16 protein-coding genes and 1 pseudogene are annotated in these 16532 nt (G+C 61.4%); 8 read left to right on the top strand and 9 right to left on the bottom strand.

Annotated features, from left to right (window positions below; translation table 11 throughout):
• Window positions 1–10: 10 nt before the first annotated feature.
• Window positions 11–709: a CoA transferase subunit A gene (locus tag AC1DVF_RS14985; protein WP_016983257.1), complete on the bottom strand. Its 699-nt coding sequence runs from the start codon at window positions 707–709 to the stop codon at window positions 11–13.
• 292 nt (window positions 710–1001) lie between these two features.
• Here AC1DVF_RS14985 and AC1DVF_RS14990 point away from each other — a divergent pair, with 292 nt between their 5' ends.
• Window positions 1002–1889, top strand: a complete 888-nt coding sequence (locus tag AC1DVF_RS14990) for a LysR family transcriptional regulator (protein ID WP_099758637.1) — start codon at window positions 1002–1004, stop codon at window positions 1887–1889.
• A gap of 467 nt (window positions 1890–2356) precedes the next feature.
• On the opposite strand, the gene AC1DVF_RS14995 is transcribed toward AC1DVF_RS14990, so the two are convergent.
• Both AC1DVF_RS14995 and AC1DVF_RS15000 read right to left on the bottom strand, forming a co-directional pair.
• Window positions 2357–3199 (bottom strand): NAD-dependent protein deacetylase, encoded by an 843-nt coding sequence (locus AC1DVF_RS14995; RefSeq protein ID WP_477782693.1) that lies wholly within the window; start codon window positions 3197–3199, stop codon window positions 2357–2359.
• 54 nt (window positions 3200–3253) lie between these two features.
• Complete coding sequence (locus AC1DVF_RS15000) at window positions 3254–4300, bottom strand: class I SAM-dependent methyltransferase (protein WP_093439469.1); 1047 nt, start codon at window positions 4298–4300, stop codon at window positions 3254–3256.
• Window positions 4301–4651: 351 nt separating this feature from the next.
• Between AC1DVF_RS15000 and AC1DVF_RS15005 the strand changes: the two genes are divergently transcribed.
• A complete protein-coding gene (locus AC1DVF_RS15005; protein WP_477782694.1) occupies window positions 4652–5491 on the top strand; it encodes an HvfB family MNIO-type RiPP peptide maturase in 840 nt (279 codons plus the stop codon).
• Complete coding sequence (locus AC1DVF_RS15010; protein ID WP_477782695.1) at window positions 5484–6236, top strand: HvfC family RiPP maturation protein; 753 nt, start codon at window positions 5484–5486, stop codon at window positions 6234–6236. The genes AC1DVF_RS15005 and AC1DVF_RS15010 overlap by 8 nt, the downstream gene beginning before the upstream one ends.
• A 1-nt stretch (window position 6237) precedes the next feature.
• Here AC1DVF_RS15010 and AC1DVF_RS15015 read toward each other — a convergent pair whose 3' ends face one another.
• The 4 genes from AC1DVF_RS15015 to AC1DVF_RS15030 all read right to left on the bottom strand — a co-directional run bounded on the left by AC1DVF_RS15015 (window position 6238) and on the right by AC1DVF_RS15030 (window position 11719).
• The gene (locus tag AC1DVF_RS15015; protein WP_477782696.1) at window positions 6238–7266 is read right to left on the bottom strand and encodes an NAD(P)/FAD-dependent oxidoreductase; all 1029 of its coding nucleotides are present in this window, start codon (window positions 7264–7266) and stop codon (window positions 6238–6240) included.
• The gene (locus AC1DVF_RS15020; protein ID WP_477782697.1) at window positions 7253–9433 is read right to left on the bottom strand and encodes a hypothetical protein; all 2181 of its coding nucleotides are present in this window, start codon (window positions 9431–9433) and stop codon (window positions 7253–7255) included. The genes AC1DVF_RS15015 and AC1DVF_RS15020 overlap by 14 nt, the downstream gene beginning before the upstream one ends.
• 241 nt (window positions 9434–9674) lie before the next feature.
• Window positions 9675–10982 carry a sensor histidine kinase gene (locus AC1DVF_RS15025; protein ID WP_477782698.1) on the bottom strand — a complete coding sequence of 436 codons (1308 nt, stop codon included), beginning with the start codon at window positions 10980–10982 and terminating at the stop codon, window positions 9675–9677.
• A complete protein-coding gene (locus tag AC1DVF_RS15030) occupies window positions 10979–11719 on the bottom strand; it encodes a response regulator (protein WP_007919579.1) in 741 nt (246 codons plus the stop codon). Before AC1DVF_RS15030 ends, AC1DVF_RS15025 begins: the two co-directional genes overlap by 4 nt.
• Window positions 11720–12015: 296 nt before the next feature.
• Here AC1DVF_RS15030 and AC1DVF_RS15035 point away from each other — a divergent pair, with 296 nt between their 5' ends.
• From AC1DVF_RS15035 to AC1DVF_RS15045, 3 genes are all read left to right on the top strand, one after another.
• A complete protein-coding gene (locus tag AC1DVF_RS15035) occupies window positions 12016–12279 on the top strand; it encodes a DUF2790 domain-containing protein (protein ID WP_116255369.1) in 264 nt (87 codons plus the stop codon).
• Between the two features lie 81 nt (window positions 12280–12360).
• Complete coding sequence (locus AC1DVF_RS15040) at window positions 12361–12615, top strand: hypothetical protein (protein WP_257358190.1); 255 nt, start codon at window positions 12361–12363, stop codon at window positions 12613–12615.
• Window positions 12616–12652: 37 nt separating this feature from the next.
• Complete coding sequence (locus AC1DVF_RS15045; protein WP_477782699.1) at window positions 12653–13864, top strand: cytochrome c biogenesis protein DipZ; 1212 nt, start codon at window positions 12653–12655, stop codon at window positions 13862–13864.
• 16 nt (window positions 13865–13880) lie between these two features.
• On the opposite strand, the gene AC1DVF_RS15050 is transcribed toward AC1DVF_RS15045, so the two are convergent.
• Complete coding sequence (locus tag AC1DVF_RS15050; RefSeq protein ID WP_460127970.1) at window positions 13881–14342, bottom strand: GNAT family N-acetyltransferase; 462 nt, start codon at window positions 14340–14342, stop codon at window positions 13881–13883.
• 225 nt (window positions 14343–14567) lie between these two features.
• Between AC1DVF_RS15050 and AC1DVF_RS15055 the strand changes: the two genes are divergently transcribed.
• Entirely contained in the window at window positions 14568–14840 is a 273-nt protein-coding gene (locus tag AC1DVF_RS15055) for a DUF4242 domain-containing protein (RefSeq protein WP_093438958.1), read from the top strand.
• 33 nt (window positions 14841–14873) lie between these two features.
• Window positions 14874–15686 carry a class I SAM-dependent methyltransferase gene (locus AC1DVF_RS15060; protein WP_477782700.1) on the top strand — a complete coding sequence of 271 codons (813 nt, stop codon included), beginning with the start codon at window positions 14874–14876 and terminating at the stop codon, window positions 15684–15686.
• A gap of 39 nt (window positions 15687–15725) precedes the next feature.
• Here the strand turns inward: AC1DVF_RS15060 and pcsA are convergent.
• Window positions 15726–16319 (bottom strand): annotated as a pseudogene (pcsA, locus tag AC1DVF_RS15065) (phosphatidylcholine synthase); the annotation flags it as partial.
• Window positions 16320–16532: the final 213 nt, after the last annotated feature.

The raw sequence follows: 16532 nt of genomic DNA on the forward strand, positions 1-16532 counted from the left end.
TCAGCCTGAATTATTTGCGGATGGTGCGCTGTTCGATGCGTTTTTCGAACGTGCCGCAAATGACCCGATCGACGTAGATGCCCGGGGTGTGGATCTGCGAGGGGTCGAGTTCGCCGGGTTCGACGATTTCTTCGACCTCAACCACGGTGATCTTGCCGGCAGTAGCCGCCAGCGGGTTGAAGTTCTGCGCGGTGTGACGGTAGATGACGTTACCGAAATGGTCGGCTTTCCAGCCTTTGACAATGGCGAAGTCGCCGGTGATGGATTCTTCCATCAGGTACTTACGACCTTTGAATTCGCGTACTTCCTTGCCTTCGGCGACCGGGGTGCCGACGCCGGTGGCGGTGAAGAAGGCCGGAATGCCGGCGCCGCCTGCGCGCATCTTCTCGGCGAGGGTGCCTTGCGGGGTCAGGATGACTTCGATGTCGCCTTTGAGCAGTTGTTCTTCGAACAGCTTGTTTTCGCCGACGTAGGAGGCGATGACTTTGCTGATCTGACGATCGGTGAGCAGCACACCGAGGCCGAAACCGTCGACGCCGCAGTTGTTGGAAACGACGGTGAGGTCGCGGGTGCCTTTGCGTTTGATCTCGGCGATCAGGTTTTCCGGAATGCCGCACAGACCGAAGCCGCCGGCGATAACGGTCATGCCGTCCTCAAGCCCGGCCAGGGCTTCCTCGTAGGAACTCACGCGCTTGTCGAAACCTGCCATATGCACCTCTTTTATTATTTGCGGGCGGCTGGCTAGCCGAATGGTTGGAGTGTCTCGCTGGAGGATATATTTGTTAAGTTGATTTTTAGGGTTGTTTAATAGATAAAACTCAATAATAGCGTTATGGCGTGCTGCTTTGATCGTTCCCACGCTCCGCGTGGTAATGCCTCTAGGGACGCTCCGCGTCCAGTGACGCGGAGCGTCACGGGCTGCGTTCCCACGCAGGAGCGTGGGAACGATCATCATGGCTCGCCGCTTAACGCTTGTAGCTTACAACTGGAGCGAAGCGAGTATGACCATCAAACAGATCCGCGCCTTCCTCGCCGTGGCACAGAGCCTGAGCTTCGCCGTGGCCTGCGAGCGTCTGCACCTGTCGCAATCGGCGTTGAGCCTGACCATCAAAGCGCTGGAAGAGGGCCTGGGCGGGCGCCTGTTCAGTCGTAACACACGCAATGTCGCGCTGACTGCGGAAGGTGAATCCTTGCTGCCGCTGGCGCGGCGGCTGATCGCCGACTGGGATAACGCCGAAGACGAAATGCGCCAACGCTTCAGTTTGCAGCGCGGGCGGGTGACGCTGGCGGCGATGCCGTCGTTTGCCGGCAACCTGCTGCCGCCGATCCTCAAGACGTTTCGTGCGCGCTACCCGAACGTCAACGTCACGGTCAATGACGTAATCAACGAGCAAGTGCTGGAAATGGTCCGTGACCGTCAGGTGGAACTGGGCGTGGCGTTCGAGCCGATGCAAAACACTTCGATGACGTTTACGCCGTTGTACGTGGATCGCTTCGTCGCGGTGGTATCGAAGGATTCGCCGCTGGCGCAGCGCGACGAGATCGATTGGCAGACGTTATTGCAGGAGCCATTCATCACCTTGCAGCGGCCTTCGACGGTGCGAGTGATGCTCGAAGAGCACCTGCAGGCGCGAGGCATGAAGTTGCCGGTGGAATTTGAAAGCCATCAACTGGCCACGGTCGGGCGGATGGTCGCCAGCGGTCTGGGCGTCAGTGCCGTGCCGGCGTTGTGCGCCGAGCAGATGCAGGAGCTCGGCGCCCACTGCCTGACCCTGGATGACTCGGTGCAGCGGGCCATCGGCGTGCTGACTGAGCCGGGCAATGAACTGTCGGCGGCGGCCCAGGCGTTGTTCGATATTCTCAAGGCTGAAGATCTCGGGCGACTGTGAGATCTACCCCCTCACCCCAACCCTCTCCCCCAGAGGGGGCGAGGGGGAAGGGAGCTGATCGGGGGCATTTCAAAAAATGGGTTCGGCTCGAAATTTTCAGGTCGCAGTATTAAGTCCTGACAACTCGGTCAGTTCCCTCTCCGCTGGCAGAGGGCTAGGGCTAGGGCTAGGGCGAGGGGGAAGGGAGCTGATCGGGGGCATTTCAAAAAATGGGTTCGGCTCGAAATTTTCAGGTCGCAGTATTAAGTCCTGACAACTCGGTCAGTTCCCTCTCCGCTGGCAGAGGGCTAGGGCTAGGGCTAGGGCGAGGGGGAAGGGAGCTGATCGTGGGGTATTCAGCTTGTGGGCTCGACTCAGCATTTTCAGGTCGCCGTATCCAGGCCTGACAACTCGGTCAGTTCCCTCTCCCTTGGGAGAGGGCTAGGGTGAGGGGCTTGGGTCCTGAGTCGAACACAAAGTGCAGCAACTCACCGATCCAGCACTTCAACCAACAACGGCAAAAGCTGTTCACACGACGCTTCAATCTTCAAATCCAGCAAATCATCCGCGCGGGTCTTGCCCAGATTGATCGCAATCAACGGCTTGCCACGATCGGCAATCACCCGGCACAGGCGAAACGCCGAGTACGCCATCAACGACGAACCCACCACCAACATCCCCGCTGCATTCTCTGCCGCCGCCATCGCCCTTGCCGCCGTGGGCTGCGCGACGTTCTCGCCGAAAAACACCACGTCCGGTTTCATCCGCTCGCCAGCGCAATGCGGGCAGCGCGGCACCTGAAAGCGCGCTTCGAAGGCCGGGTCGAGCAGGGTGTCGCCATCCGGCGCCTGGACTGCATCGACCCCGGCCAGATACGGGTTGTGCATTTCCATCAATTGTTGAATCGAATCGCGCTCACTGCGCTGGCCGCAGTCCAGGCAGAGGACGCGATGCAGGTTGCCGTGCAGTTCGATCACATCGTGACTGCCGGCTTGATCGTGCAGGGTATCGACGTTCTGGGTGATCAAACCGTGGATCAGCCCATGGCGCTGCAATCCGGCCAACGCTTGGTGCGCGGCATTCGGCTGCGCCTGACGCACCCTCGGCCACCCCAGCATGGCCCGCGCCCAGTAGCGGCGGCGCGACTCGGGGGCGGCGAGGAACTCCTGGTACATCATCGGCTGCCGGCCACGGCGCACACCGTCGCTGTCGCGGTAATCCGGAATGCCCGACGGCGTGCTGATGCCGGCTCCGGTCAGGACGAGGAAGTCGCCATCGGCCATCACCTCTTGCAAGGTGTCGAGGTGTTCGCGGGTCGGGCTGTCGAGCATGGTCAGCGCTCCGAAATGGGCAGTGCCAGCAGGTTAGCACGCGACCCGCGCGGGTTACTTGCGTGCCTCCAGAATCAGGTTGAACGGCGTTTGCGTGGCCCGGCGGAACTGCTTGAAACCGGCCTCGGTAAACACCTTGCGCAAACGCATTTCCCCTGCTTGCGCGCCCAAGCCCAAGCCGACTTCCTGCGACAGCGAGTTTGGTGTGCAGATAAACGTCGAAGCCGCATAGAACAGCCGCCCGACCGGGTTGATGTTGTCGTCCAGCGTGTCGTTGGCGAACGGCTCGACCAGCAACACCGTGCCATCGTCTTTCAGCGAGTCATAGGCGTGACGGGCGGCACCGACCGGATCGCCCATATCGTGCAGGCAGTCGAAATAGCAGATCAGGTCGTAGTCGTCGCCGGGGTAGCTTTTCGCCGAACCCTGAAAGAACTTCGCCCGGCTGCTGACGCCACCTTCCTCGGCGCGCTGGGTAGCGACGGTGATCGAGGGGGCGTGATAGTCATAGCCGACGAAACGCGAGTTGGGAAACGCCTGGGCCATGATCACGGTCGAGGCGCCATGACCGCAGCCGATATCGGCGACTTTCGCGCCTTGCTCAAGCTTGGCTACCACGCCGTCCAGCGCCGGCAGCCATTCGGCGATCAGGTGGCCCTTGTAGCCGGGCCGGAAGAACCGCTCGGTGCCGGTGAACATGCACGGGTGGTGATCGCCCCAGGGCAGGGCACCGTTGCCGCGCATGGCTTTGACCAGTTTGTCCTTGTCGTGGAAAAACGATGCCACCACCCCGAGGCCACCAGCGACATACACCGGGGAATCTTCAACGGCCAGGGCCAGTGCCTGTTCTTCAGGTAAACGGAACTGACCGTCGTGGTGCTCCATGTAGCCGGACGCCGCATGAGCGCTGAGCCATTCGCGCACCAGACGCGGGTTGCAGGTGGTTTTGGCAGCGAGGGCATCGGCACTGATCGGCTGACTGTCGGCCATTGCCCGGTACAGCCCGAGTTCTTCGCCGACGATGACATTGGCCAGCATCGCCGCGCCGCCCATGTCGTTGACCAGTTTGCCCATGAATTGGTTGAGCTTCGCCTCATCCATCATGTGTGCTCCTGAAACAGGATCACGGTCCGGCGGCGTCGAGGGTCGAGGCGTGCGCCACCGGGCGGTGGTCACGGAGTTGGGCAGGGCACGGCTGACGTCCTGCGTCCCCCTCGACTGGGTAATAAAGGAGTCTAGCCCCGGTCCGGGCGTGTCGCTGGATTTGTGAGCAACGAAAACCTGTGGGAGCGAGCCTGCTCGCTCCCACAATATTGATCGGCAGAGAATCTGTATCACTGTGTATCGCCGTGATGGTGGGACACACAGGGCTGCAAATGCCCGGTCATCTGCACACAACCGCAATACATCCGGCGGCTCAAATGTGGCAAACCCACTGCTGAGGTACATCCCATGCATACGCCGCCCTCGTCAATGCCACCCAGTGTTGGCCTCGGCCTGCGCCGTGGTCTGCTGAAAGACCTGCAGGCTGCCCGTAGCGGCGCCTTCGACTTTCTCGAAGTCGCCCCGGAAAACTGGATCGGAGTCGGCGGCGCGCACGGTGCGGCGTTACGTGAACTGGCCGAGCGCTATCCGTTGTCCTGTCACGGCTTGTCGCTGTCGCTGGGCGGGCCGGCGCCGCTGGATGTCGGATTCTTGCAGGAGGTTCGGGTGTTTCTCGACCATTACAACGTGCCGCTGTACAGCGAGCACCTGAGTTACTGCAGCGATGACGGGCATCTGTATGACTTGCTGCCGTTGCCGTTCACCGGAGAAGCGGTGCAGCACGTTGCCGCGCGGATCCGTCAGGCTCAGGACATTCTCGGCCGGCGCCTGGCCGTGGAAAACGTCTCCTACTATGCCGCCCCGCGTCAGGACATGGACGAGGTGAGCTTCACCAATGCCGTGTTGCGCGAGGCCGATTGCGACCTGCTGCTGGACGTCAACAATGTCTATGTCAACGCGATCAACCACGGCTTCGATCCGCAAACCTTCCTCGCCGGTATCGAGCCGGACCGGGTGGTCGGGATGCATGTGGCGGGGCATTTCGATGAGTCCGACACGCTGAAAATCGACACCCATGGTGCCTCAGTCAAACCGGTCGTGTGGTCTCTGCTGGCGGAGGCTTATAGGCGGTTTGGCGTGCAGCCAACGCTGCTTGAGCGGGATTTCAATTTCCCGGCATTTTCCGAACTGGTCGCCGAGTTGCAGACCATTCGCCATTTGCAAGCCGGAGGTCGCCCTCGTGGATAACCTGATACAGCAACAACAGGCACTGACTCGGTATTTGCGCGATCCCGAACATCAATCGCCACCGGCCGACATGAACGTAGCGCGGGTCAACGTTTATCGCGATCTGGTGTTCAACAACGTTTCGCAATTGTTGAGCGGCACGTTTCCGGTGTTGATCCGGATCATCGGGGAACAACGCTGGAGCCTGCTGGTACGAGGCTTTTTGCGCGAGTGGCGGGCGCAGACCCCAAAGTTTGGAGAGATTGCCGAAACGTTTCTCAACTATCTCGCGTCGCCACCGCAGGTGTTGCGCGAGGGCGAGTGGCCGGCGTTTCTGCTGGAGCTGGCGCATTACGAATGGGTCGAGATGATCTTGCAGCAGTCCGATGCTCAGGCGCTGCCGCCAAGCGATCCGGCGCTGTTGCTGGAGCGTCCGCTGCAGATCTCGGCACTGGCCTGGCCATTGGCGTATGTGTGGCCGGTGCATGCACTTGATCCGAACCATCAGCCCGCCACGCCGCCGGCGCATCCGACCCTGTTGCTGGTGCGGCGCACGGCAGACTGGAATGTGCAGTTTTCCGAGCTGAGCCCGCTGGCCTGGCGCCTGTTACAGCGCATTGAAGCGTTTCCTGACCTTGATGGCCGCCAGCAATTGCAAGATCTGGCAGTAGAAGCAGGGGTGGCCGACACCGAAACGTTCATGGACAGCGGATCGGCGTTGTTGCGGCAGTTTCACCAGGAGGGCGTACTCGCCGGCGTCCTGTAAGTCATGCGGCAGGCAGCCACGACGGCGGGCAGGGATGCAGACGATAGAAGTCGCGCAGGTGCGCCACATCGCGTGCGAATCCTGCGTTCAGCCATTGGCGATATTGCGCCTGCGCCGCTGTTTGCAAGGCCGGTTGACGCAAACCATCCGCTACGGCTTGCGCGGCTTGCATACCGCTCATGAACGCTTTGAGCACGCCGTGGGAGGACGCCGGGTCGAGCCGGTTGGCAGCATCGCCCACCAGAAAATAACCAGCACCGGTGACGGCCGGGGTGATGCGCCAGGTTACATCGGCGCCGCGTATCCGCCCTACGGCTGGCAAAGCTTGCAGGGCCTCGGGAAGCCTCGTCGAGCGCCTGTTGTTCTCGAACGTCAGGTGCGTCCAGTGCAGCAACTGCGGCTCGACCTGGGCAATCCAGGTCCATCCGTCAGGATCGGCCAGCAAGTGCGCGGTTGTTGCATAGGTTGCGCTGTGACCTTGCAAGTAGCCGTAACGCGCCACCAGCGGCGGTGAACAGTGGCGAACCGGCAGACCGAGTTGGCGAGCGAGCCAGTCGCAAGCGCCACTGGCATCGATCAGGCAGGTCGCGTAAAGGCGTGCGCTGTCGGTCTCCACGCCGATCACCCGATTGGCCTGAGTCAGCACTCGCCGTGCCCGGCAGGGCTGACTGATCTCCACCCCCAACGTGGCCGCTTGCGCCAGTAACGTCGCGTCCAGTTGCGCCCGCTCCAGATGAAAACCCTGCCAGGCGCCGCGATCATCGGCGCCAAAGGCATTGAAGCGCGGCACACCGTTCCAGTGCACCCAGTGGCCGTCAAAGCGCCGGGCCCCGCGGCCACACAGCTGCTCGGCGACTCCCAGTTGTCGGAGCAGTGGTTCGATGCCCGGATGCAGGCTTTCGCCGGGGCGAAACCGGGGGAACGCCTGCCGTTCGATCAAGGCCACGCGCAGCCCGTGACGGGCGCAACTGATTGCCGTTGCGCAGCCCGCAGGGCCGGCGCCGACGACCACAACATCAAAATGTTTCATGGGCGACCCGCCATGGCAGGGTGTCGCGTTTGATCAGGATTGCATCGGCGCTGAGCAGCAAGATCACCAGCTCTTCGACTTCGACGTGGCGCAACCTGAAATCACTTGCAGGGATCTGCACGGCACCGCGCTTGTACAGCAAAAAGCGCTGCACCCAGCCGTCGAGGAGCTGCCCGGCTTGCGCCTGCGCGCTGTCCAGTTCCGCGTTCGGCCGCTGCACGTCAACGAACGACAACAGTGGCCAGGCATTGCGCAGGGATTTATCGCTGGCGGCGCCGAGCGCACGGTACACGCGATACATCGAACGCACGCGCTGCTGATAGATGGTTTGCGCAGTGTGGCCGGTCGTGCTCAGGGAGAACTGGCCATCGAGGGCCACCTGTGTGTAATCGGCATGGGCGTACGCGTGGTACTGGACGATCAGCCGATCGTCTTGAGTGATCAGTTGCGGGCCGCGCTGATTATCCCAGGCCACGCCGCCCATGCCGATTTCCTCATCGGTCAGGGGAATGATGCTGTGCAGCGTCGAGCGCGGCTCAAAGACCCGTGCCGAATCCGGTGCCACGCCGGGCCAGAAAGAACCTAGCGCTGCGCAGATCTTCGCATCCTCGGGAAACGGGCTGGCCATCTGATAGCCGGCGAGGACGTTGATCCATTCGTCGTCTGCCGTGCGCTGGCGAACCCAGCCGACCTCCCAGCCAGGCCCGAACACCCCGGCGGCGCCGTCGGGCAGCGAGGTCGGCCGCGATGACGGTGGTAGCGGGGCAGTGGATTGCACCGTGTCGGTTTGATCGGCGAGGGCAACGATGGCGCTCACCCCTCGGTCAGTCGGGGAGAACAGTTGATCCTGCAGATCGAGGTTGGCGCAGTAGCGTACGTTGGAGAGCGCTTCAAGTCGGGCGTGCCAGAGACCGGAACTTGGTAACGCTGGTTCGTCGCTGACCCAGTGCAACAGCTTGCGTTGACTGCATAACGGATAGAAGTCCGGAGGGCCGATCAGCGAATAGGCGGCGACGGCCGGCAAATGGTTTTCCAGCATCGGGCAGCGTGGCAACACCCAGCCATCGGCAGTGCCGTCCTGATAATGCAAGGCGCGATAACCGCCCTGACGTACCAACGCCTCGACACCTTCATGCTCGTTCAGGTCTTCGATGCTGCCATCCGCTTCGACCCGGTGACGTCCGTGCACCATGCCGCCGGTATTGGCCGGCAGCACAAAGGACAAGGGCTGCCCCTGATATTCGACGGGCGCCACCAGCCGGGCTCTGGCTTCAGGCACCAGCAGACCGGGGCCGAGATCTACAGTCGAGGCCCAATGCGCAAGATTTTCCGTGACGACGAAGGGTGGCTGGCTGATCTGCGGTTCCTGCCAACCGGTGCCGCTGTGGCGCAAATGGACATGCCGCAGTTTTTCGTTGATCTGGTGGTTGCCCAGCGTCACCGTCAGGTTCAGACCCTCCAGGCACTGCGAACCATTGAACAGCTTGTGCACGGGCACCCAGAAATCCAGTCCGGGGTCGAGGTCCACCTGAAAATCCATCGGCCCGAAGCGCTCGGCATCGCCCTTGAGTTGCACGGCAATGTAGGCGCTGTAGCGCACTGGCATCACCCGGATGCCGTGCGGGTCATCGTCGACGAAGGGCAGGAAACTGCGCAGCGTTGCGTCATAGCACGGGGGGGCGGTGCCGACGCGGGCGATACCGGTACGCGAGAAGCACAAGTCGGCATGCCGGCCATGCACGGTGTCGGCGGCGCAGCGATATTCACTGGCAAACGCGACCACCGCCAACGGCGCGCCCCGGGCTTTGTCGCGCAGGCTGTCGAGCGTGGGCGGACTGACGCTGTAGACATAGTCGAGCACGGTCTCGATCTCGGCGGCAGTGGGAAACAGCTGTAATGTCTGGCCGTTTTCATCGCTGAGCACGTTTGGCGAGGCCAGCGCGTGATACAGCAGGCTGTGCGCCGGTGCGCCTGCCTCGATCGCCCGGCTGCCGGTCGTTGCGAAATCGGTAAATCCGGGTATTGACCGGTCTATTTTCAGGGGCTTGTGCAGTTCCGCCGCCAGCGGTTCAGCCAGCAAGTCCAGGCCGTGGGCGAGCATCAGCGAATGCCAGCCGCCGGGCGCCAGGCGCGTACACACGTGGGTAACGGATTCGAGCAGAGTCATGTTGCGCCTCGACAGGTTGGGCCAATTGTCATGGAACCGTAGCCCGGCGCTGACTTGCTACTGTCAGATCTGACAGTGGCGACCAATGGTGAACAGTGCGAAACGGGCAACACAACCATAAGCGCATCAGCCAAGGCGCACAGTCAGTGGATTCTGATGAAGTTGTAGGCATTGGCGCGGYGGTGTGCAGGCTACCGACCGATACTGGTCGGTAGCGTTTAAACAGGCGCCGTTAAAGCGTTTATGGATGCAGCGGCAGCTTCAGTTCAGCGCACAGCCCGCCACCCTGGCGATTGCTCAACGTCAGCGAACCACCGAGCGCCATGGCCAGTTGCTGGGCAATCGCCAGTCCCAGCCCGGTGCCGCCGGTATCGCGATTGCGCGAGTTTTCCACGCGGTAGAACGGTTGCAGCACCTGCGCCAGTTCGGCGTCGGCGATGCCCGGGCCGCGGTCCATAACGGTGATCGCCAGGTTGCCTTTGTTGGCTTCGACCCAGACTTCGGCGGCGCCGGCGAATTTCAGTGCGTTGTCGGTCAGGTTCACCAGAACCCGGCGCAACGCATGAGGACGGGTGTCGATGACCGCCGCACTCTTGCCGACCAGTTGCACCTGCTTGCCCATGTCCTGATAGTCGAACACCAGGCTTTCGAGGAAGGAGTCCATATTGGTGCGGCGGCTTTCTTCGGTCGAACCATGGATGCTGCGCGCATACGCCACGCCTTCGCGCACCAGGTGTTCCATCTCGCTGAGGTCATTCCACAGTTTGTCTTTCTCGACGCAATCGTCCATGAGTTCGGCGCGCAGTTTCATCCGCGTGATCGGCGTTTGCAGGTCATGGGAAATCGCCGCCAGCAGTTGCATGCGTTCCTTGAGATAAGCGGCAATGCGCGCCTGCATCGCGTTGAACGCCCGCGCCGCGTAGACCACTTCGTTCGGACCGCTTTCGTCGAGGTTGATCGGGTGGGCGTTGGGATCGAGGGTTTCCACGGCGTTGGCCAGCCGGGTCAGCGGACGGATCGCGATACGCACGGCCAGCCAGGTGCAGGCGATCATCAAGGCCAGTTGGCCGAGCAGAACCGCCGGCAACCAGGGCGATAGCGGGACCATGGCGGGGCGCACGTCGATGGTCACCGGGCTGCCGTCGCTCAGGCGCAAATGGCCCTGAAAGTGTTTCTTCGGCCCGGGAATATCGGTGAAGGTCAGCGGATAGTGTTCACCAATGGCTTCGGTAATCGAGGTGACCGCCACCGGCACATCACTGGCCTCGATCGGTGTGCCCGGTTCGCCTTCGCTCAACAGGTAGCCATAATTTTTTCGCGCCAGACGCTCGAGCCAGGCAGGGCGCTCTTCGGCAGGCAAGCGATCAAGGATCGCAATCGAGGTCGAGACGTCGGTTTCCAGATTGCCGAGCATGGTGTTCTTGGCGCTTTGGTAACGCTCGTAATACTGCGCACCGAACGACAGCGCCTGAGCGAGCAACAGGCCGATCAGGAAAATCAGCGACAGGCGCGAGGCGAGGGTGCGCGGCCAGTGCAGATTGACGCTCATGCCGGGGCCCCGAGAATCTCGACCGGCAGTGAGAACACGTAACCTTCGCTGCGCACGGTCTTGATGTAGGCCGGCTCACGCGCATCATCCAGCAGGCGCTGACGCAAACGGCTGACCAGCAAGTCGATCGAGCGGTCAAACAGATCGGCGTCGCGGCCCTGGGTCAGATTGAGCAGTTGGTCGCGGCTGAGCACTCGCTGCGGGTGATCGAGAAAGACCCGCAGCAAGCGATATTCGGCACCGCTGAGGGCGACCATGGTGCCGTCCTTGTCCAGCAGGTGACGGGCCGAGGTGTCCAGTTGCCACCGGCCGAAAGCCAGCAAGCGCCCGGCCTCGGTGACCACCAGATTCGGCGGCAGCATCCGCGTGCGGCGCAGCACAGCGTTGATCCGCGCGAGCAATTCGCGGGCGGCGAACGGTTTGGTCAGGTAATCATCGGCGCCCATTTCAAGGCCGATGATGCGGTCGGTTTCATCGTTGCGCGCGGTCAGCATCAGGACCGGCGTGGCCTTGTGTTTGCCCACCCGCAATTCGCGGCACAACTGCAGGCCATCGTCGCCGGGCATCATGATGTCGAGCACGATCAGGTCGACCGTGTTGGCTTCGAGAAAGCTGCGCATCTGCCGGCCATCGGCGACCACCGTCGTGCGCAGGCCGTTTTTCTTCAGGTAGTTGCCCACCAGTTCACGGATCTCGCGGTCGTCGTCGACGATGAGAATGTGATCGACATGATCCATCGGTGCAAACCTCTATCAAAAGGGACTGCCGTGCAGTGTATCGAGCCTGCGGTGGGCCGCCTGCCTGCCTTTGTATTGCAGTGTATCTGCCGTCACAACGGATACACGGGGACGCAAAAACGCGATTTTTTCAGGGTTTTGTATCGCTGTGTATCCCCCGATGGCAAGGATACACAGCGATTGAAACGCGCCTGTTCCTGACACAGAGGCGATACCTCGCGAGCCTCAAATAGGCTCCATCGAGGCCCACACAGATCGCCTCGGCTCAAACCCTACTGAAGCCTTGAGGAAACGCCATGAACAACAAATCCGTAGTCGCCGCCTGCCTGTTTGCCGCGCTGAACATCTGCACGCTCTCGGCCCGGGCCGAAGCCGCTGTCACCGCGCAAACCTACACCTACGGCACCCACCTGGATATCCAGAAAGTGATCTCGCTGAAACAGGACAACTCGGTGTCCTGCGGCATCGTCGAGGCGCGCATGACCTACCTCGATTCTGCAGGCAAAACCCGCGTACTCGATTACAGCAAATTTGCCGACGGCTGCAACAACGACAACTGAGTCATCAACGGCAACCAAGCCATCAACGGCAACCAGGCCAACACGGCAACCAAGCCAACTCTTCATAGAAGGAACAACACCATGAACAACGTCGTGCGCTTTTTCACCGCCATTGTTTTCTCCCTGGCCGGCGTCGCCGCCCATGCCAACGCTGCGGTTGAACAGCATAGCTGCCACAGCAGCACCTGCTTCCAACTGACGCCGGTGGCCCAGCAGGGCAGCGCCGGCCTGATTGCAGCGGACGGCTCCAGCCGCACGCCACAAGGGCAGATGTTCGCCGAGAACGGCGCCAGCCGTACGCCGCAGAGCCAATGGCTGGAAAGCCAGAGCGTCTGAACGGCTCGTCACAATCATTGATCAAGGGTGACTCACTATGTACCTCATCGCATTTCTCGGCGGTCTGCTGACCGTGCTCAGCCCCTGTATTTTGCCGGTGGTGCCGTTTCTGTTTGCCGGCGCGCAACGCAGTCGCGCTTCGATACTGTTGACCCTCGGCGGCATGGCCCTGACCTTCGCGCTGATCTCCAGCCTCGCCGTGGTCAGCAGCGAATGGGTGATCCAGGCCAGCAACAGTGGCCGTTACGTCGCGCTGATCGTGATGAGCGTGTTCGCCCTTTCGCTGATCTCGGCGCGCATCGGCGGCTGGCTGACACGCCCCTTGGTGATGCTCGGCAATCGTCTGGACCCGGACACCCGGAAAAAGGCCGGGCCGATGGGTTCGATCATGCTCGGCGTGGCCACCGGACTGCTGTGGGCACCGTGCGCGGGACCGATTCTCGGGGTGATTCTTACCGGTGCCATGCTGCAAGGCGCCAACGCGCAGACCAGCCTGTTGCTGCTGGCCTACGGCGCCGGCAGTGCGTTGTCGCTGGGCACGTTGATCTTCACCGGGCGCGGGCTGGTCAACCGTTTGAAACCGTCGATCCCGTTCGCCGGTTGGTTGCGTCGTGGTGCCGGGGTTGCGGTACTGGCGACGGCAGCGGTGATTGCCACCGGCGTCGATAAAACCTTGTTGGCCAACACCTCCTCTGAAGGCGTCGCCAGTGTCGAGAAACGCGTGTTGGAAAACGTGCCGAAAGTGGTCGACTACTTCATCAGCAAAGTCCGCGCGGACTCGCCGATGGAGGAGGGCAAAGGCGCGATGCCGTCACTCGCTGGCGCCGTGCAATGGTTGAATTCGCCTGAACTGAACGCAGAGGCCCTGCGCGGCAAAGTGGTGCTGGTGGATTTCTGGACCTACGACTGCATCAACTGCCAGCACACCCTGCCGTACGTCAAGGACTGGGCGAAGAAGTACGAGAAGGACGGCCTCGTGGTGATCGGCGTGCACACCCCGGAATACGGCTACGAGCGGATCATCGACAACGTCAAGGACCAGGTGAAAAAGCTCGGCATCACCTACCCGGTGGCCATCGACAACAACTACGCGATCTGGCGTAACTTCGATAACCAGTACTGGCCGGCGCATTACCTGATCGACGCCAAGGGGCAGGTGCGTTACAGCCACTTCGGCGAAGGTCGCTACGAGGCGCAGGAGCAGATGATTCAGCAGTTGCTGGAGGAGGCTAAGGCGCCTGCGGCGTGATCAGCAAACCACTGGCTCAGAGGTCGCGGACCATGAGCCATTGTTCATTGTCCCAGGCGCGAAAACGCTCCAGGACCTGCCAGCCGCGTTTGGCGTAGTAGTCCCGCTTGGTCTGCGTATGCAGATACAAACGCGCAAACCCGCACTCTTTCGCCTCCTGACAAATCCCTTCAACCAAGCGTTCTGCCAGGCCTTGCCCGCGCGCTTCAGGACTGACGAACACGCAGGCCAGCCAAGGACCAAGATCAGGGCGCAGGGCGAGGTCATCGCGTGCCAGCGCCGCGCCGCCGACCAGATGTTCACCGTCCATGGCGATCAGGCAGGACCAGTCGCCATTGCCTTGGCCCTCGGCAAATTCACGCTGCCATTCAGCCAGGGGTTGGTCGATGTATTCGTAGGGGAATTGCTGGTGGATCCATTGAGCATAACGGTCGCTGTGGTGCATGTGATGCGCGAGCCAATCGAGTTTCAGTGACATCGGTAGAGTCCGTTCCAGAAGCGAGCGGGCATCAGAAACCAATCCTCGAACGTTGGCAATCTTCAAGGTGTTCCAGACGCTTTACAGATTTCCACCGCTCATCGGCAAACCCCCGGTTTTACGGGGTTGCCAGACGATTGGCAGGGACGCCGAGCGATCTCGGCGCGATAGTGCCTGAGCAGGGTCACAGCCGGCCTTGCCCCATGACAAGAGCGCGAGGTTGCCATGCCGAAATTCGTGATTGAACGCGAGATTCCAGGGGCCGGGAAGCTGTCCGAAGCCGAACTCAAAAACGTCTCACAAACGTCCTGCCAGGTGTTGCGCGAACTTGGGCCACAGGTGCAGTGGCTACAGAGTTATGTCACTGCCGACAAAATCTATTGCGTGTACATCGCGCCTGACGAAGAGCAGGTACGCGAACACGCCAGGCTTGGAGGATTTCCTGCCAACAGTGTGGCGCGAGTGATGACGGTCATCGATCCGACGACGGCCGAATGATCACCGACCCCACCCGCAGCGGAGTTCACTCTTATGAGTACCCCGATTGATCTGACAGCCCTGAAGGAACGCCAGAAAGTCGCCTGGGCCAGTGGCGACTACGCCTTGATTGGCACGACGTTGCAAATCGTCGGCGAAAACCTTGCCGAAGCCTGTGACCTGCGGTGCGATGAAGAGGTGCTGGATGTCGCTGCCGGCAACGGTAATGCGACGCTGGCGGCGGCGCGCCGTGGCTGCCAGGTCATCTCGACCGACTACGTTGCGGCTTTGTTGGAGCGCGGCCAGGATCGGGCCCGAGCAGAGCATCTGGACGTGACGTTTCAGGTTGCCGATGCTGAGGCACTGCCGTTCGCCGATGAGAGTTACGATGCGGTGCTGTCGACCTTTGGTGTGATGTTCGCGCCGGATCAGGACACGGCTGCGGCCGAGCTGGGCCGGGTTTGTCGCCGTGGTGGGCGGATAGGTCTGGCCAACTGGACGCCGGAAGGTTTTGTTGGGCAGATGTTCAAGGTTCTGGGCCGGCATCTGCCACCGCCGGCTGGTGCCCAGCCTCCCTCGAATTGGGGCTCCGATGCCTGGCTGCACAAACATTTCGATGACCGTGATTTTTTGCTGCGGGTGACACGGCGCGATTTCAATTTCCGCTATCGTTCGGCGGCGCATTTCATCGACATCTTTCGCCATTGGTATGGGCCGGTGCACAAGGCCTTTGCGGCATTACCGCCGGAGAGCGGGCAGGCGCTGGAGAGTGATCTGGCGGATTTGCTCAATCGGTTGAATCGGGCGGGAGAGGGTTCGCTGGTGGTGCCGAGCGAGTATCTGGAGGTGGTGATTACTAAGCGCTGATTCACCCCCGACTTTCGAATCTATTGCGATCCCTGTAGGAGTGAGCCTGCATAGCAGCCAGATCGCCGTCACCGCAATGTTGATCGGCATGAACCGGCGCACGCGGAACGGGTGCAGGAACTTCATTCGCGTCACCGTCAGCAACGCCAGGCCGATCACGGTCAGGAAGGTGATCCACGGCCCCGGTCCAATGATGTAAAGGCACAGTGCGACCACATTCCACGCCGCCGGAAAGCCGACAAAGTAGTTGTCCTTGCTCTTCATGTTGACGTTGCAGAAACAGAACAGCGACGACACCAGAATCAGCGACACGGTCAGCAGCAGGGTGTAGTCGGGCAAAGGAATGTAGCGATAGATGAACAGCGCCGGGATGAACACGTATGTCAGGTAATCGATCACCAGATCAAGGATCGAGCCGTCGAAGCTCGGCAGCACCGATTGCACGTTGACCTTGCGCGCCAGTGCGCCGTCGAGTCCGTCGACAATCAGCGCCACGCCCAGCCACATCAGGCAATGGGTCGGCTGGTTTTCCAGCAGGGCGAGGGTGGCCAGAAAGGCTGTGACCACGCCAGTCGCGGTAAAACCATGGGCGCCCCATGCTTTGAGCCTGGCGATGTGTACGGTCGATATCACGGGGGCGTTCTCCAGAAAGTGAAGCAAGCCGGGTATCACCCTTGAGTAGCAGGGCGCCGGCAAACCGGGTCGGGGTTGCAGCTATCGACCGGTCTGGCCGGGATAAGGTTCACCACTGATCAATGTTAGCTGGCCGGCGAAAAAATACGCGGGCGAAATCCGTCAGGGCTTCGAGCGTCAGCCAAACGGTGCTGGCGCTATGGCTTAAGGGGT

Source organism: Pseudomonas sp. P4_D7, from assembly GCF_056401755.1.

Excerpts from the sequence above, each read along its gene's own strand:
- AC1DVF_RS14990 (WP_099758637.1), top strand. The coding sequence starts at position 1,002 with ATGACCATCAAACAGATCCGCGCCTTCCTCGCCGTGGCACAGAGCCTG.
- AC1DVF_RS15030 (WP_007919579.1), bottom strand. The coding sequence starts at position 11,719 with ATGGATCATGTCGATCACATTCTCATCGTCGACGACGACCGCGAGATC.
- AC1DVF_RS14985 (WP_016983257.1), bottom strand. The coding sequence starts at position 709 with ATGGCAGGTTTCGACAAGCGCGTGAGTTCCTACGAGGAAGCCCTGGCC.
- AC1DVF_RS15055 (WP_093438958.1), top strand. The coding sequence starts at position 14,568 with ATGCCGAAATTCGTGATTGAACGCGAGATTCCAGGGGCCGGGAAGCTG.
- AC1DVF_RS15025 (WP_477782698.1), bottom strand. The coding sequence starts at position 10,982 with ATGAGCGTCAATCTGCACTGGCCGCGCACCCTCGCCTCGCGCCTGTCG.
- AC1DVF_RS14995 (WP_477782693.1), bottom strand. The coding sequence starts at position 3,199 with ATGCTCGACAGCCCGACCCGCGAACACCTCGACACCTTGCAAGAGGTG.
- AC1DVF_RS15035 (WP_116255369.1), top strand. The coding sequence starts at position 12,016 with ATGAACAACAAATCCGTAGTCGCCGCCTGCCTGTTTGCCGCGCTGAAC.
- AC1DVF_RS15015 (WP_477782696.1), bottom strand. The coding sequence starts at position 7,266 with ATGAAACATTTTGATGTTGTGGTCGTCGGCGCCGGCCCTGCGGGCTGC.
- AC1DVF_RS15000 (WP_093439469.1), bottom strand. The coding sequence starts at position 4,300 with ATGGATGAGGCGAAGCTCAACCAATTCATGGGCAAACTGGTCAACGAC.
- AC1DVF_RS15020 (WP_477782697.1), bottom strand. The coding sequence starts at position 9,433 with ATGACTCTGCTCGAATCCGTTACCCACGTGTGTACGCGCCTGGCGCCC.
- AC1DVF_RS15045 (WP_477782699.1), top strand. The coding sequence starts at position 12,653 with ATGTACCTCATCGCATTTCTCGGCGGTCTGCTGACCGTGCTCAGCCCC.
- AC1DVF_RS15060 (WP_477782700.1), top strand. The coding sequence starts at position 14,874 with ATGAGTACCCCGATTGATCTGACAGCCCTGAAGGAACGCCAGAAAGTC.
- AC1DVF_RS15040 (WP_257358190.1), top strand. The coding sequence starts at position 12,361 with ATGAACAACGTCGTGCGCTTTTTCACCGCCATTGTTTTCTCCCTGGCC.
- AC1DVF_RS15050 (WP_460127970.1), bottom strand. The coding sequence starts at position 14,342 with ATGTCACTGAAACTCGATTGGCTCGCGCATCACATGCACCACAGCGAC.
- AC1DVF_RS15005 (WP_477782694.1), top strand. The coding sequence starts at position 4,652 with ATGCATACGCCGCCCTCGTCAATGCCACCCAGTGTTGGCCTCGGCCTG.